Annotated in this window: 14 protein-coding genes; 4 read left to right on the forward strand and 10 right to left on the reverse strand. The window is 72.8% G+C overall.

Annotated elements, in window-relative coordinates; all coding sequences use genetic code 11:
• Positions 1-3 precede the first annotated feature (3 nt).
• Together ACSP97_RS18375 and ACSP97_RS18380 are read left to right on the forward strand one after the other, a co-directional pair.
• On the forward strand, positions 4-723 hold the full coding sequence (locus ACSP97_RS18375; RefSeq protein ID WP_355146610.1) for an ABC transporter permease subunit: 720 nt from the start codon (positions 4-6) through the stop codon (positions 721-723).
• A 79-nt stretch (positions 724-802) separates the two neighbouring features.
• Positions 803-1,045 carry an SGM_3592 family protein gene (locus ACSP97_RS18380; protein WP_355146612.1) on the forward strand — a complete coding sequence of 81 codons (243 nt, stop codon included), beginning with the start codon at positions 803-805 and terminating at the stop codon, positions 1,043-1,045.
• A 115-nt stretch (positions 1,046-1,160) separates the two neighbouring features.
• On the opposite strand, the gene ACSP97_RS18385 is transcribed toward ACSP97_RS18380, so the two are convergent.
• The 9 genes from ACSP97_RS18385 to ACSP97_RS18425 all read right to left on the reverse strand — a co-directional run bounded on the left by ACSP97_RS18385 (position 1,161) and on the right by ACSP97_RS18425 (position 11,020).
• Positions 1,161-1,958 (reverse strand): HAD family hydrolase, encoded by a 798-nt coding sequence (locus tag ACSP97_RS18385; protein WP_355146614.1) that lies wholly within the window; start codon positions 1,956-1,958, stop codon positions 1,161-1,163.
• The gene (gene serS / locus ACSP97_RS18390; RefSeq protein WP_355146616.1) at positions 1,955-3,232 is read right to left on the reverse strand and encodes a serine--tRNA ligase; all 1,278 of its coding nucleotides are present in this window, start codon (positions 3,230-3,232) and stop codon (positions 1,955-1,957) included. Before serS ends, ACSP97_RS18385 begins: the two co-directional genes overlap by 4 nt.
• A gap of 540 nt (positions 3,233-3,772) precedes the next feature.
• The gene (gene pheA, locus ACSP97_RS18395) at positions 3,773-4,705 is read right to left on the reverse strand and encodes a prephenate dehydratase (protein ID WP_355321452.1); all 933 of its coding nucleotides are present in this window, start codon (positions 4,703-4,705) and stop codon (positions 3,773-3,775) included.
• Between the two features lie 146 nt (positions 4,706-4,851).
• A complete protein-coding gene (gene efeB, locus ACSP97_RS18400) occupies positions 4,852-6,132 on the reverse strand; it encodes an iron uptake transporter deferrochelatase/peroxidase subunit (protein ID WP_440558343.1) in 1,281 nt (426 codons plus the stop codon).
• Between the two features lie 8 nt (positions 6,133-6,140).
• On the reverse strand, positions 6,141-8,066 hold the full coding sequence (locus ACSP97_RS18405; protein ID WP_440558345.1) for a copper resistance CopC/CopD family protein: 1,926 nt from the start codon (positions 8,064-8,066) through the stop codon (positions 6,141-6,143).
• A 13-nt stretch (positions 8,067-8,079) separates the two neighbouring features.
• On the reverse strand, positions 8,080-8,541 hold the full coding sequence (locus ACSP97_RS18410) for a copper chaperone PCu(A)C (RefSeq protein WP_355321446.1): 462 nt from the start codon (positions 8,539-8,541) through the stop codon (positions 8,080-8,082).
• The gene (locus tag ACSP97_RS18415) at positions 8,538-9,197 is read right to left on the reverse strand and encodes an SCO family protein (RefSeq protein WP_355146626.1); all 660 of its coding nucleotides are present in this window, start codon (positions 9,195-9,197) and stop codon (positions 8,538-8,540) included. Before ACSP97_RS18415 ends, ACSP97_RS18410 begins: the two co-directional genes overlap by 4 nt.
• A 102-nt stretch (positions 9,198-9,299) precedes the next feature.
• On the reverse strand, positions 9,300-10,043 hold the full coding sequence (locus ACSP97_RS18420; protein WP_440558348.1) for a YcnI family copper-binding membrane protein: 744 nt from the start codon (positions 10,041-10,043) through the stop codon (positions 9,300-9,302).
• Positions 10,044-10,171: 128 nt separating this feature from the next.
• Positions 10,172-11,020, reverse strand: a complete 849-nt coding sequence (locus tag ACSP97_RS18425) for a hypothetical protein (protein ID WP_440558350.1) — start codon at positions 11,018-11,020, stop codon at positions 10,172-10,174.
• A 211-nt stretch (positions 11,021-11,231) separates the two neighbouring features.
• On the opposite strand from ACSP97_RS18425, the gene ACSP97_RS18430 reads away from it, so the two are divergent.
• A complete protein-coding gene (locus ACSP97_RS18430) occupies positions 11,232-11,669 on the forward strand; it encodes an ATP-binding protein (RefSeq protein ID WP_355146631.1) in 438 nt (145 codons plus the stop codon).
• A 15-nt stretch (positions 11,670-11,684) separates the two neighbouring features.
• Entirely contained in the window at positions 11,685-12,248 is a 564-nt protein-coding gene (locus ACSP97_RS18435) for a GNAT family N-acetyltransferase (RefSeq protein ID WP_355146633.1), read from the forward strand.
• 56 nt (positions 12,249-12,304) lie between these two features.
• Here ACSP97_RS18435 and ACSP97_RS18440 read toward each other — a convergent pair whose 3' ends face one another.
• Positions 12,305-13,765 (reverse strand): aminopeptidase P family protein, encoded by a 1,461-nt coding sequence (locus tag ACSP97_RS18440; RefSeq protein WP_355146635.1) that lies wholly within the window; start codon positions 13,763-13,765, stop codon positions 12,305-12,307.
• Positions 13,766-13,886 lie beyond the last annotated feature (121 nt).

Genomic DNA, 13,886 nt, shown 5'->3' on the forward strand with positions numbered 1-13,886 from the left:
AAGATGTACGACCCCACCGTCGCCCGGCTCACCTACCGGGCCCTGCTCGGCCGTCGCCGGGCCCTCATCCTCGGCGCGCTGCCGCTGCTGCTCATCGTGATCTCCGTGGCCGTCCGCGCCCTCAGCGGCGCCGACGACCAGACGGCCGCCGACGTGCTCGGCGGGTTCGCCATCGCCACGATGGTGCCGATCATCGGTGTCATCGCGGGCACGGGCGCCATCGGCCCGGAGATCGACGACGGCTCCGTCGTCTACCTGCTGGCCAAGCCGCTGAAGCGACCGGCCATCATCTTCACCAAGCTGATCGTGGCCATCGCCGTGACCATGGTGTTCTCGGCGGTGCCGACGATGATCGCCGGGCTGATCCTGAACGGCAACGGCCAGCAGATCGCCGTCGCCTACACGATCGCCGCGCTGGTCGCCTCCATCGCCTACTCGGCGCTGTTCCTGCTGCTCGGCACGGTCTCGCGGCACGCCGTGGTCTTCGGCCTGGTGTACGCGCTGGTCTGGGAGGCGCTGTTCGGCTCCCTGGTGCCCGGGGCGCGCACCCTGAGCGTCCAGCAGTGGTCGCTGGCGGTCGCGCACAAGGTGGCCGGGGGCGACCTGATCACCTCCGACGTCGGCCTGACCACGGCCGTCCTGCTGCTGGTGGCGGTGACGGTGCTGGCCACCTGGTACGCCGGCCACAAACTGCGGTCGCTGAAGCTCGCCGGGGAGGAGTGAGCGGCCCCGATGATCTTGACGGGGACTTCATCCCCGTCCGGGCACACTGGGCAAATCGGATGTATGCGAGGAGGCCGGGATGGCGGAGGAGACACCGAGCGGGGGCGGGGGGTTCGAGGGGGACGTCTTTGAGGGGCTGGTCCTGGACGAGTCCTTCGTCCGCGCCGCGGAGGCCTCCGAGCCGTCCGCCCGGGCGCGGATGCTGGCCGCGCGCTGGCGCGCCGAGGCCCCCGAGCCCCAGCCGTGGCGCTCGGACCAGCCGCCCGCGGGTTGGTTCTTCAGCAAGGCGCGGCGTCGGCGCAGGCGCAGAAGGGGCGACTGAGGCGCCCCGCGGGTGACGCGGGGCGCATCGCCGTACGGAGGGGCCGTGGCCGTGCGGGTGCGCGGTGCGGGCGGGGCCGGCTGTCGCGGCAGGTCCCGCGGGGCGCGGCGGCCGGTTATCCCAGCAGGGTCTCCAGGACCGCCGCGATGCCGTCCTCCTCGTTGGAGGCCGTCACCTCGTCGGCCACCGCCTTGAGTTCCTCGTGGGCGTTGGCCATGGCCACGCCCTGGGACGCCCAAGCGAACATGGGGATGTCGTTCGGCATGTCGCCGAAGGCGATGGTGTCCGCGGCCCGCAGGCCGAGCCGGCGCGCGGCCAGCGAGAGACCCGTGGCCTTGGACAGGCCGAGCGGCAGGAGTTCCACGATTCCCGCGCCGGCCATGGCGACGCTGACGAACCCGCCCGCCGCCTGCCGTGCCGCCTCCGCCAGCTCGTCGTCCCCGAGCGTCGGATGCTGTATGTAGATCTTGTTCAGCGGGGCGGACCAGAGATCGGACGCGTCCGTGAAGGGCACGGCGGGCAGCGGGCCCGCGACCGCGTACCCCGGCCCCACGAGCACCTCGCCGTCCAGGCCGTCCCGGCTGGCCGCCAGGTGCAGCGGCCCGACCTCCGCCTCGATCTTGGCGAGGGCGACCCCGGCCAGCTGCCGGTCCAGGGTGACCGAGGTCAGCAGGCGGTGCGCGCCCGCGTCGTAGACCTGGGCGCCCTGGCCGCAGACGGCGAGGCCGTCGTAGCCGAGGTCGTCCAGGACGTGCCGGGTCCAGGGGACGGCCCGGCCGGTGACGACGATGTGGGCCGCGCCCGCCGCGGTGGCCGCGGCGAGCGCGTCACGGGTGCGCTGGGAGACGGATCCGTCGGAGCGCAGCAGCGTCCCGTCGAGGTCGGTGGCGACGATCCCGTAGGGGAAGCTCACTTGGCCACCGGCTCCAGGACCTCCCGGCCGCCCAGGTAGGGGCGCAGCACCTCGGGGATCCGGACGGAGCCGTCGGCCTGCTGGTGGTTCTCCAGGATCGCCACGATGGTGCGCGGTACGGCGCACAGCGTGCCGTTGAGCGTGGCGAGGGGCTTGACCTGCTTGCCGTCGCGGACCCGGATGGACAGTCGCCGGGACTGGAACTCGGTGCAGTCCGAGGTCGAGGTCAGCTCGCGGTACTTGCCCTGGGTCGGGATCCACGCCTCGCAGTCGAACTTGCGGGCGGCCGAGGAGCCGAGGTCACCGGAGGCGACGTCGATCACGCGGAACGGCAGCTCCAGCGAGGTCAGCCACTGCTTCTCCCAGTCCAGCAGGCGCTGGTGCTCCGCCTGGGAGTCCTCCGGGGCGACGTACGAGAACATCTCGACCTTGTCGAACTGGTGGACGCGGAAGATGCCCCGGGTGTCCTTGCCGTGCGAGCCGGCCTCGCGGCGGAAGCAGGGCGAGAAGCCCGCGTACCGCAGCGGCAGCTTGTCGGCGTCGATGATCTCGTCCATGTGGTAGGCCGCGAGCGCCACCTCGGAGGTGCCGACCAGGTACAGGTCGTCCTTGTCCAGGTGGTAGACGTCCTGCGCGGCCTGGCCGAGGAAGCCGGTGCCGGCCATGGACTGCGGGCGGACCAGCGCCGGGGTGAGCATCGGGGTGAAGCCGGCCGCGGTGGCCTGGGCCATCGCGGCGTTCACCAGGGCCAGCTCCAGCAGGGCGCCGACGCCGGTGAGGAAGTAGAAGCGGGAGCCGGAGACCTTGGCACCGCGCTCGACGTCGATCGCGCCGAGCCGCTGGCCCAGCTCCAGGTGGTCCTTGGGCTCGAAGCCCTCGGCACCGAAGTCGCGGATGGTGCCGTGCGTCTCCAGGGTGACGAAGTCCTCCTCGCCGCCGACCGGGACGTCGGGGTGGACGAGGTTGCCGAGCCGGAGCAGCAGCTCCTGGGTCTCGGCGTCGGCCGCGTCGCGCTCGGCGTCGGCGGCCTTGACGTCGGCCTTCAGCTGCTCGGCGCGCTTGAGCAGCTCGGCCTTCTCGTCGCCGGTGGCCTTGGGGATCTGCTTGCCGAGCTGCTTCTGTTCGGCGCGCAGTTCGTCGAAGCGGACGCCGGAGGACCTGCGCCGCTCGTCGGCAGACAGGAGGGAGTCGACGAGCGCGACGTCCTCTCCACGGGCGCGCTGGGACGCGCGCACACGGTCGGGGTCCTCACGGAGCAGGCGAAGGTCAATCACAGGGCCAAGGCTACCGGTGCCGGGTTGCCGCTCACGAATCACTATTCCGGCGCGCTTGGATTTGCGGCTTACGGTGCGTTATGCGCTAATTGCCAACCGTGTCAAGGGAAAGTGTCTCACTCCCTGGGACGGGGCAGGCCATGGGCGCCCTGTTGACCGGATTTCCTTGTGGAGAACGGGATTTGGGCGCCCGGTTGTCCACAGAAATCCACACCCTCGGAAGAGTTATCCACAGGGTGTGGGGAAGAGCTGTGGATGCTGGAATTGATCACTCCGGAACTCTCCCGGGCGGCGGGTGGGCGTGCAGAATTCCGCGGTCAAAGTGGATCGAGACCCACTTTCGGGTGGAAAACGGTCGTCCCAAAAGATGAACCGAAGGAAACGGGTGGACGAAGAGAGCGTCAGGTGATGGTTGCCCCGTCTGGGTGCCGTAGGGCGATTTGTCGACTGGATCACCCCGCGCTGTCGACTTGTCCCCAGGTCGAGAAGGGCACCTGTGGATAACTCCTGTGGATAACGATGATCCGCAGATAGGACTGGCTAGAAGCGGCCGTCCTGGCAGCGGGCCACCCAGTCCGCCGCTTGCATGAACTCCTCGTCCGAGGTCCCGGCCTGCACGGGCCCGGCCTCCCCGGGCTCCATGTCGGCGCGCGGGTACGAGCCGAGGAAGCGCACTTCGAGGCAGATCCGCTTCAGGCCGGTCAGCGCCTCCGCCATCCGCCGGTCCGAGATGTGGCCCTCGGCGTCGACGCAGAAGCAGTAGTTGCCGATCCCGGCGCCGGTCGGCCGGGACTGGAGCAGCATCAGGTTGATGCCGCGCGAGGCGAACTCGCCCAGCAGGTCGCGCAGTCCACCGGGGTGGTCGGCGCGCTGCCACAGCACCACCGAGGTCTTGTCGGCGCCGGTCCGGGCGGCGGGCCGGGCCGGGCGGCCGACCAGCACGAACCGGGTCTGCGCGTTCTCCGCGTCGTGGATCCCGGTCTCCAGGGCCTCGAGGCCGTACCGGGCGGCGGCGAACTCGCCCGCGAACGCGGCGTCGTAGCGGCCCTCCTGGACCAGCCGGGCCGCGTCCGCGTTGGAGGCGGCCGACTCCCAGACGGCGTCCGGGAGGTTGGCCTTGAGCCAGTTGCGCACCTGCGGCTGGGCCGCGGGGTGGGCGGAGACCGTCTTGATGTCCGCGAGCTGTGTGCCCGGCCGGACCAGCAGCGCGAAGGTGATGGAGAGCAGCACCTCGCGGTAGATCGTCAGCGGCTCGCCCGCGACCAGACCGTCCAGAGTGGCGGTGATGCCGCCCTCGACCGAGTTCTCGATCGGCACGAACGCCGCCTCGGCCTCGCCGGCCCGCACCGCGTCCAGCGCGGACTGCACCGACACGTACGGGATCAGCTCCCGGGTGGCCGCCTCCGGCAGCGTCCGCAGGGCCACCTCGGTGAAGGTGCCCTCCGGGCCGAGATACGCATAGCTCGCTGGCATGGTCCTCACCCTAATGGCCGTCGGCCGTCCTGGCTCAGCCGTCTCATGACAGCCACTCGACCGGGTGGTTTGATCCCGGAAAGTCCGCAGCGCGGACAGGGCGTCGGCTAAGGGGCCGGGTCCGCCGACAGCCCGGTTGTCCGGCCTCAGCCCTCCAGCAGCCGCTGCCCCACGTACTCGCCCTTCGACGCCCCGCCCGGCACCGCGAACAGCGCGCTGGCCTCGTGCCGGATGAACCGCGACAGCGCGTCGCCGCGATCGAGCTTGCGCTGCACCGGCACGAACCCCCGCAGCGGGTCGGCCTGCCAGCAGACGAAGAGCAGACCGGCGTCCGGGGTGCCGTCCGCGTCGAAGCCGTCGTGGTACGAGAACGGGCGCCGCAGCATGGTCGCCCCGCCGTTCTTGTCCGGCCGGGTGATCCGCGCGTGCGCGCTGAGCGGGATCACGTACTCGCCCCGGGCGTCGGTCTTGTCCAGCTCCATCGGGCTGGTCTCCCCGCCCCCGGTCAGCGGCGCCCCGTCGGCCTTGCGGCGCCCGATGACCTGCTCCTGGGCGGTCTGCGACAGCTTCTCCCAGTCGTCCAGGAGCATGCGGATCCGGCGCACGACGGCATAGGAGCCGTGCGCCATCCACGCGGGCTCCCCCGAGGCGGGCACGAAGATCTGCTGCTCGAAGCCGGCGTCCGTCGGCTTCGGATTGCCGGTGCCGTCGATCTGGCCCATCAGGTTGCGGGCCGTCATCGGGTGGGCGGTGGCCCCCGGGGTGCGGTTGAAGCCGTTCATCTGCCAGCGCACCCGCGCGACCGAACCGGCGTCCTTCTGGATCGCGCGCAGGGCGTGGAAGGCGACCAGGGCGTCGTTCGCGCCGATCTGCACGAACAGATGGCCGTCGCTGCGCGCCTTGTCGAGGCGGTCGGAGGAGAAGGCCGGCAGCGGGTCGAGCGCGGTGGGCCGCTGCTTCTCCAGACCGGTGCGGGAGAAGAAGTCGTGGCCGAAGCCGAAGGTGACGGTCAGCGAGGAGGGGCCCGCGTCGCGCGCCACCGCGGTGTCGTCGTGCGGGGCCGGCTCGCCCGCCATCAGCCGCTCGGCCGTCGCCGACCAGCGGCGCAGCAGGGCCGCCGCCTCCGTGCGGCCCGCGCCCGCCACCAGGTCGAAGGCGACGAGATGGCCGCACGCCTGGAGCCCCTCGGTGATGCCGGGCTGATGTTTCCCGTGAAACATCGCCCGGTCGGAGCCGACGGAGGTGAGCGGGGTGGCCTGGGCGGGCGCGGTGGCACGGCCGATGGCGCCGCCCGCCGCACCGAGCACCAGTCCGGTGGCCCCCGCGGTGCCGAGCAGGGTGCGCCGGGAGACGCCGTCCGCCTCGGCGCGGGCCGCGTTCACCGGGGTCTCGGGGGTGCGGGCCGCCGGGATGGACTGTTCGGTCATGGTCTGGTTCAGCCGATCTGCGCGTTCTTGGAGACGGTCACTTCGTCGATGTCGGAGGTGCGTACGGTGACGGCGACCTTCCAGTCGCCGGCCATCGGGATCTGCACCGAGTCCGCGGACCAGTGGCCGGTGGTGATGTGCTCGGCGGCCACGGCGAGCGGGCCGATCTTCTTCGCCTCCAGGGTGAGGGCGACCTTCACCTCGGGGACGTCGAAGGGCCGGCCGTCGGGCTTGCGGACGAAGAGGTGCAGCTGGTTGGTGCCCGCGCGGGCGGGGTCGAGGTCGAGGGAGACCACGCCCTTGCCGTCGGCGCCGCCCGTGTCGAAGGGCAGGGTCAGGGAGCCGTTCGGGGCCGTGGTGGCGGAGCGGGCCGGGGTGGCGGCCCGGGCGGCCTCCTGCTCGGTGCGGCCGGACTCGGTCTGCGTCAGCGCGGTGGTGACGGCGAGCAGGACGACGGCGACGGCGGCCTCGGCGAGCACCGAGCGGCGCAGCCCGTAGCGTCCCGTGTCCCCGTCGCGCAGCCGCTTGCGCCGGGCGGTGTCCATCGCGGCCCGCTGCCGGGCGAGCTGGGCGGCACGCCGGGCGTCGCCCGCGTCCGCAGGGCCTTCGTCCCCCGCGTTCGCGTCCTGTCCGGCGGCCGTCGACGCGGTGACGCTCTCCTTCTCGGCCTCCGCCTCCTCGGCCTCCGCGCTGCCCGCGGCCCGGTCGGTGAGCCGTCCGGTCCAGCGCCGGGACGCCGAGGCGATGCCGACCATGAGCGCCACCAGGGCGATCTTGGCCAGCAGCAGCTGGCCGTACCGGGTGCCGGTGAAGGCGGACCAGGAGCCGAGCTGGCGCCAGGACTGGTAGACGCCGGTGACGACGAGGACGAGGACGGAGCCGAAGGCCAGCCGGGAGAAGCGCCGCACGGCCGCGGCCTCGACCGGGGCCGCGGCGGGCGCCCGGTACAGGGCGACCAGGAGTGCGGTGAGCCCGCCCAGCCAGGCGGCGACGGCGAGCAGGTGGACGACGTCGACCGGCATGGCGATGCCCGGCTGGAGCCCCACCGAGGCGTGCTCGGACGCCGCCCAGCTGGTCGCGAGCCCGGCCGCCACGACCGCGCCCCCGATCCCCAGCCCGAAGGTCAGGTCCCGCTTCTCCGCGCCCTCCTCGCGCCGCTGGTAGGAGCCGAAGAGCACGGCGATGAACAGCGCGGCGGCGGCGAGCAGCAGCAGCCGGGAGACCAGCGCGGCGCCCGGCTTGGTCTGGAGCACCTGGCCGAGCAGCCCGAGGTCGAAGACGTCGGCGAGCGTGCCGGTGGTGGTGTAGGAGCCGCGCAGCAGCAGCAGCCACAGGGTGGCCGCGGTCAGCGCCAGCCAGCCGCCGACCACCAGCCGCTGCAGGGCCCGTACGCCCGCGCCGCGCCGCCAGCAGACCAGCACGAAGGCGGTGCCGCCCGCGAGCACGATGAAACCGGCGTACGACACGTACCGCCCGAAGGCGTAGAGGCCGCCGACGACCCCGCCGCCCACGGCCGTCGCGGCGTCGGGGACCACGGTCTTCGAAGGCGCCCCGACGGAGAAGGTGTAGGCGCCGGCCACGGGGTGGCTGTCGGCGGAGACGACCTGGTAGGTGACCGTGTAGGTGCCCCTGCCCAGGCCGCCTCGGAGGTCCACGGCGTAGGTCGTGCCGCGCACGTTGGCGGGCGTGCCGGTCTGCACCGGTCTGCCCTGGGGGTCGAGGACCCGCAGGGAGTCCCGGTTCATCGCCACCTTCTCGGAGAAGGTGAGCGACACCCGGGCGGGCGGCTGTGCGACCACCACCCCCTGCGCGGGGTCGCTGCCGGTCAGCGCCGCGTGCGCGGAGGCCGGGCCGGCTCCCGCGAGCAGTGTGCCGGTGACGGCGAGGAGCAGCAGCAACAGGTTCCGCAGTCGGGGGGTGATGGTCCGGGTCACGGTGTCCCTTCCCTCAGTGGCCGGTCGACGGGTGGTACGTGGCGGACTCCACCGGCATCCGGACCGTGAGCGGCGCGGACGTGGCGAAGGTGAGCTTCAGGGTGACCGTCTGGCCCTGCTTCGGCCGGTGCCGAAGCTGCTCGAACATCAAGTGGTTGCCACCGCTCTTGAAGACGAGCCGGCCGTGGGCGGGTATGGGGAAGGAGGACTTCTCCCGCATCGCGCCGCCCACGGTGGTGTGCATGGTGACCCGGCCGGCGGCGGTACTGGTCACCGAGGTCAGTTCGTCCTCCGCGGCGCCCTTGTTGGTGATCGTCAGGAAGCCGGCGGCCATGTCGGCGGAGACCGGCTGCGGCATGTAGGAGCCGCTCACCGACAGCTCGGCCTTCGCCGGCGCCGGCTTCGAGCAGCCGGCGAGGGCGAGCGCGCCGGCGAGTGCGGCGGCCGTGGCGAGGACCGCGGGGCGACGGCTCACGGCTTGGCCCCTTCGACGAGCTTGGGCAGGTCCTTGATGTAGTCGTCGACCGTGGCTTCCTCGCCGATGAGCACGTAACCGCCGTTCGTCTTCGGGGAGAAGGCGACGACCTGGGTGCCGTGCACGGAGACGAGCTTGCCGTTCTTGTCCTTCGTCGTCGGCTCCACCGAGATGCCGACGGAGCGGGCGGCGGCCTGGACGGTCTTGAAATCGCCGGTCAGGCCGATGAACCGGGGGTCGATGCCCTTGAGCCAGCTGCCGAGCGCGGCCGGCGTGTCACGGCCGGGGTCGGTGGTGACGAAGACGACCCGCAGGTCGTCGCGCTGGGCCGGGGTCAGCGACTTCTGGGCGGCGACGGCGATGTTGCTCATCGTCGTCGGGCAGATGTCGGGGCAGTGCGTGTAGCCGAAGTAGAGCAGGGTCGGGTGGCCCTGGGTCTCCTTGCGGAGGTCGTACTTCTTGCCGTGGGTGTCGGTGAGCACCAGGCCGGGCTTGGCCCAGGGCTGGTCGAGGACGGTGGCGGGGCCGCTCTGGCCGGACTCCTGGGAGACCGCGGAGACCGGCGACGAGCCGCCGGAGTCCTGGCTGCCGCAGGCGGAGAGGGTCAGGGTGGCGGCGGCGAGCAGTGCGGCCGCGGCGAACGTCTTCTTGCGCATAGAGAAATGTCCCAGATGTGAGATGTCCGGCGCGCACCGGGGTCGTGCGGGGGCCTGCGAGAAGCCTGGCACGGCCCCGGCGCGCGCTGCGGAACGGTGGGCTCAGGCGGTGCGGCGGCGTCCGGCGAAGACGCCGTAGGCCACGCCCGCGGCGCCGACGACGATGCCGGCCACGCCGAGCACCCGCGCGGTGGTGTCACTGCCGCCGCCGGAGCCGGTGGCGGCGGTGCCGTCGGTCTTGTCGTCGGCGGCGTTCGCCGTGCCGTGCTCGCCGGCCGGGGCGGTCAGCTGGAGCACCGGGGCGGGGTTCTGCGGCTCGTCCTGGCCGGGCCGCGGTACCTCGATCCAGCGCACGACCTGCTGGTCGGAGTACGTCTGGAGCGCCTTGAACACCAGCTGGTCGGTGTTGTCGGGCAGGGCGCCGACGGACAGCGGGAACTTCTGGAAGTAGCCGGGCTCGATGCCCTTGCCGTCGGCGGTCCAGGTGACCTTGGTGACGGCCTGGTCGATCGTGTCGCCGTGCACGGTCAGCGGCTTGGCCAGCTTGGCCTTGGTGACCTGGACGTGCCAGCCCGGCACCGGCTCGGCCATCACGGAGGCCAGCGGGTGGTCGGCCGGGAGACTGACCTCGACCTTGGTGGTCGAGGCGTCGTCCCGCTCGTTGGGGACCTTGAAGTCGACGACCGCGTAGCCGCCCTTGGCCGCGGCGCCCTCGGGCTGCACGGTCACGTGCGCGAAGGCGGGGGCGGACAGGGCGAGCACGGCCGTGCCGGCGACGGCGGCACCGGCGGCGAGCCGGGCGGCGGTACGACGGGGCGCGAAGAACGCGATGGGGAAAACCTGCATGGCAGGAGCACTCCATGGTGAGAGTTCCGGTGAGGAGGAAACGGCGCGCGAGCGCGCGCGGGCCGCGCGACGGCGGCCGCCTCCTCGGTTCCCGGAGCTGTCCCGGGGCATGGGGCGGGCGCGTCGCGTCAGGCGGCGAGTCGCAGTTCGGCGGCGGGCGGGCCGCGCCGGATCACCGTGTGCTGGAGTACGAGGGTGCGCGGGGCGGGCGGTTCGTCCCGGTCGGCGCGTCGGCCGCGCGGACCGGGCTCGGCGGCGGGCAGCAGTCCGGCGCACAGGGCGTGCGCCAGCGCGAGCGCCGCGCGCAGGGAGCGTACGAGGGCCGCCTCGGCGACGCCGTGCGCCGACAGTTCGAGCAGCCGTCCCACGGCCAGGTCGCCGCGGCGCAGCAGCCAGCCGACGGCGACGGCCGCGAGGACGTGGCCGAGCAGCATCGGCAGCGAGGGCAGCAGGCCCCCGAGGGCGCCGGTGGTCTCGGCCGGGTGCGGCGCGGGCAGCGGGGCCGGGGTGCCCACGGGTCGGCCCGAGCGGTCGATGAGGCGCGCGGCGAGCAGCAGGTGGAAGGAGTGGCCCGGGGTGAGGGCCGAGGCGTTCGCCCCGCACAGCAGCCGTGAGGCCTGTTCGACCAGCGCGCTGTCGGTGAGCGTGGTTCCCGCCGGAGCGGGCCGTCCGGCCGGCGCCCCCGCCATGGCCATGGCCCCGTGCTGGCCCAGTCCGAACAGCGCGTGCAGCGCGATCTGGCCGAGTGCCAGGAGCGCGGCGATGCCCGGCAGCGAGCGGGCCCGCCCGGTCAGCGGGGCCACCAGCAGCAGACAGCAGAGGAAGCCCACGCCGAGCGTCCACAGCGGCACGCTCGCGCAGGAGGCCAGCGCGTGCCCGGCCGCGGCCAGCACGACGCAGACCGCGGCGAAGACCGCGGCCCGCGGCATCCGGAGCCCGGCTCCGGGACGCGCCGTGCGCGCGTGGGGGGCAGACATGGCGGGCACATCATCCCACTGCGCCGTCGGCCGTCCTACGCCAGGGCCGGGAGATTTATCCGGCGGCCACCGGTCGGGTACGTCCCTCATACACCGTTTCCTCCCGGGCCGCGTGGGCTGTACGGGCGCAGTCGCGCCGACCGTGCGCTTATTGCCGTCCGCGGACGGCAATACGTAACGGTATGTCGAGCCGCGGCCGGGAGGCTGGAGCATGAGCATCTGGTGGTCACTCCATCTGCGGCGCGAGGCGGCGAGCGTGCCGCTCGCACGGCGGCTGCTGCTCGGCACCATGGAGACGGCCGGGGTGGACCCGGAGGTCTCCTACGACCTGGCCGTCGCCCTCGGCGAGGCCTGCGCGAACGCCGTCGAGCACGGCGGGGTGGGCGGCGCCCCGTCGGGGTACCGGGTGACCGCGTACGTCGACGGCGAGAAGTGCCGTATCGAGGTGACCGACTCCGGGCCCGGCTTCGCGCGCACCCGGGAGATCCGGCCCGCCCGCCCGGACGCCGAGCACGGCCGGGGCCTCTGCCTGATCCGGGAACTCGCCGACCACGTCCACATCGGTCCCGAGCCCGGCCGCCGCGGCACGGTGGTCAGCTTCGACAAGATCCTCAAATGGCGCGACGGCTCCCCGCTGCCGGCGGTGTAGCCCCATAGTGGTGGGATGCGCATCGACGACGGGGAACTGGCGGCCGGGGTGACGCTCCGGCTGCTCACGGCCGGGGACGCGGAGGCGCTGGCGGCGGCGTACACCGCCAACCGCGCACATCTGGCGCCATGGGATCCGGTGCGTCCGGAGGCCTTCTTCACCGCCGAGGGGCAGCGGCAGCGGATCCAGGGGCTGCTGCGGCAGCACGCCGAGGACTCGGTGGTGCCCTGGGTGTTCGAGGAGGCGGACGGGCGGATCGTCGGGGCCATCACCCTGACGGGGATCTCCCGGGGGCCCTTCTGTAGCGCGCACCTGGGCTACTGGGTCGCCGCCGACCGGCAGGGCCGGGGGCTGGCCTGTGCGGCCGTGGCGCGGGTGTGCGCGCTCGCCCGGGACGAGGTGGGGCTGCACCGCATCGAGGCGTCGACGCTGGTGGAGAATGCCGGTTCGCAGCGGGTGCTGGCGAAGTCCGGGTTCCAGGAGATCGGCACGGCCCCCGACTACCTGCACATCAACGGCCGGTGGCGCGACTGCCGGCTCTTCCAGCGGATCCTGCACGACAGGGATCCCGCGTTCTAGCAGGGAAAGGCGGAACGGCCGGGCACCTTCCCGGTGCCCGGCCGTCCCGGAGCGGATCAGCCCTTCAGGGCGGCCATCCACGCCTCGACCTCGTCGGAGCGCCGCGGCAGACCGGCCGAAAGGTTCCGGTTGCCGGTCTCCGTCACCAGGATGTCGTCCTCGATCCGGACGCCGATGCCCCGGTACTCCTCCGGCACGGTGAGGTCGTCGGCCTGGAAGTACAGGCCCGGCTCGACGGTGAGCACCATGCCCGGCTCCAGCACGCCGTCCACGTACGTCTCGGTCCGCGCGGCGGCGCAGTCGTGGACGTCCATGCCGAGCATGTGCCCGGTGCCGTGCAGGGTCCAGCGGCGCTGCAGGCCCAGCTCCAGCACGCGCTCGACCGGGCCCTCGACCAGGCCCCACTCGACCAGCTTCTCGGCCAGCACCCGCTGCGCGGCGTCGTGGAAGTCGCGGTACTTGGCGCCCGGCTGCACCGCCGCGATGCCGGCCTCCTGGGCCTCGTACACGGCGTCGTAGATCTTCTTCTGGAGCTCGCTGTACGTGCCGTTGACCGGCAGGGTGCGCGTGACGTCGGCGGTGTAGAGGGTGTGCGTCTCCACGCCGGCGTCGAGCAGCAGCAGGTCGCCGGAGCGGACGGGGCCGTCGTTGCGGACCCAGTGCAGGGTGCAGGCGTGCGGGCCGGCGGCGCAGATGGAGCCGTAGCCGACGTCGTTGCCCTCGACGCGGGCGCGCAGGAAGAAGGTGCCCTCGATGTAGCGCTCGCTGGTGGCCTCGGCCTTGTCGAGGACCTTCACCACGTCCTCGAAGCCGCGCACCGTGGAGTCCACGGCCTTCTGCAGCTCGCCGATCTCGAACTCGTCCTTGACCAGCCGCATCTCGGAGAGGAAGACGCGCAGTTCCTCGTCGCGCTCGGCGGTGACCTTGTCGGTCAGCGCCGCCTCGATGCCGGCGTCGTGGCCGCGCACGACGCGCACCGGGCCGGTGGCCTCGCGCAGCGTGTCGGCCAGCTCGCGCACATCGGCGGCGGGGATGCCGTACAGCGCCTCCGACTCGGCCAGGGAGTGGCGGCGGCCGACCCACAGCTCGCCCTGGCCGTCGAGCCAGAACTCGCCGTTCTCGCGGTTGGAGCGCGGCAGCAGGTAGATCGTGGCCTCGTGGCCCTCGTCCTTGGGCTCCAGGACCAGGACGCCGTCCTCGGTCTGGTTGCCGGTGAGGTACGCGTACTCGACCGACGAGCGGAAGGAGTACTCGGTGTCGTTCGAGCGGGTCTTCAGGTTGCCCGCGGGGACGACCAGGCGCTCGCCCGGGAAGCGCGCGGAGAGCGCGGCGCGGCGACGGGCGGTCTCGGCGGCCTGCGGGATCGGCTGGAGATCGCGCAGTTCGGTGTCGGCCCAGCCGGACTGCATGTTCTCGGCAAGCTCGTCGGACACGCCCGGGTACAGGCCGTTCTTCCGCTGCTTGATGGGCTCTTCGGACTCGGTCTCCGGGGTCGCCGGGTTGAGCTCGTCGGCCACGTGATCCTCCTCGGTACGGCGTGTGATCTTCCCCCGGCGGTCCCCGGCGCTCGCCATGGTGGGCCACGGCGTCGGGGTGGGGGACCCCCATCATCGTACGGTCGTATCGGCAGGGGAACGG

The organism is Streptomyces sp. SCPE 10 (assembly GCF_051980735.1).
In the GTDB taxonomy this organism is placed as follows: Bacteria; Actinomycetota; Actinomycetes; order Streptomycetales; family Streptomycetaceae; genus Streptomyces; species Streptomyces misionensis.

Excerpts from the sequence above, each read along its gene's own strand:
- ACSP97_RS18425 (WP_440558350.1), bottom strand. The coding sequence starts at position 11,020 with ATGTCTGCCCCCCACGCGCGCACGGCGCGTCCCGGAGCCGGGCTCCGG.
- pheA (WP_355321452.1), bottom strand. The coding sequence starts at position 4,705 with ATGCCAGCGAGCTATGCGTATCTCGGCCCGGAGGGCACCTTCACCGAG.
- ACSP97_RS18435 (WP_355146633.1), top strand. The coding sequence starts at position 11,685 with ATGCGCATCGACGACGGGGAACTGGCGGCCGGGGTGACGCTCCGGCTG.
- ACSP97_RS18375 (WP_355146610.1), top strand. The coding sequence starts at position 4 with ATGTACGACCCCACCGTCGCCCGGCTCACCTACCGGGCCCTGCTCGGC.
- efeB (WP_440558343.1), bottom strand. The coding sequence starts at position 6,132 with ATGACCGAACAGTCCATCCCGGCGGCCCGCACCCCCGAGACCCCGGTG.
- ACSP97_RS18420 (WP_440558348.1), bottom strand. The coding sequence starts at position 10,043 with ATGCAGGTTTTCCCCATCGCGTTCTTCGCGCCCCGTCGTACCGCCGCC.
- ACSP97_RS18415 (WP_355146626.1), bottom strand. The coding sequence starts at position 9,197 with ATGCGCAAGAAGACGTTCGCCGCGGCCGCACTGCTCGCCGCCGCCACC.
- ACSP97_RS18380 (WP_355146612.1), top strand. The coding sequence starts at position 803 with ATGGCGGAGGAGACACCGAGCGGGGGCGGGGGGTTCGAGGGGGACGTC.
- ACSP97_RS18430 (WP_355146631.1), top strand. The coding sequence starts at position 11,232 with ATGAGCATCTGGTGGTCACTCCATCTGCGGCGCGAGGCGGCGAGCGTG.